This is a genomic window from Aquimarina sp. 433 (genome assembly GCF_054054605.1).
This window is the reverse complement of the sequence record NZ_JBSWZK010000035.1, coordinates 1-671: the sequence shown is the minus strand read 5'-3', so window position 1 is coordinate 671 and position 671 is coordinate 1. Positions and strand designations below refer to the sequence as shown.

At 48.1% G+C, this 671-nt stretch carries 1 protein-coding gene; it reads left to right on the top strand.

Annotated elements, in window-relative coordinates; all coding sequences use genetic code 11:
• Positions 1-671: hypothetical protein (locus ACWNT5_RS24240; protein WP_456518858.1), on the top strand; the 671-nt coding region annotated here is incomplete at both ends.

Here is a 671-nt window from a genome sequence, read left to right as displayed (position 1 = left end):
AGCATTGCCAAGAGTGTGGTATTGACAACGGATGCCGATGGCAGTACTACGATCAGTGCCGGTGATACCGTTACCTTTAGTGTTACGGTTACCAATGGAGGCCCTAACAATGCTACGGGAGTAGGTGTAGGAGATACGGTTCCAGATGGATATACGACTATTGGAAGTATCAGTAATGGCGGAAGTGAGAGTGGTGGCTTGATCAGCTGGAGTGGTTTAAGTGTTACCACGACCACCCCATTAGTATTGACTTATACGGCAGTAGTCACTGCTACGGGCAACTATACGAACTTTGCAGAGATCACGGCGAGTGATAATTTTGATCCCGACAGTAGTCCTGATGCTACAGCAGATACGGATACCCCTGCAGAAGATGATGAGACCAGTGCTACCCCTACCGTTGCCAGCGTTAGTGATTTAAGCATTGCCAAGAGTGTGGTATTGACAACCGATGCCGATGGTAGTACTACGATCAGTGCCGGTGATACCGTTACCTTTAGTGTTACGGTTACCAATGGAGGCCCTAACAATGCTACGGGAGTAGGTGTAGGAGATACGGTTCCAGATGGATATACGACTATTGGAAGTATCAGTAATGGCGGAAGTGAGAGTGGTGGTTTGATCAGCTGGAGTGGCTTAAGTGTTACCACGACCACCCCATTAGTATTGAC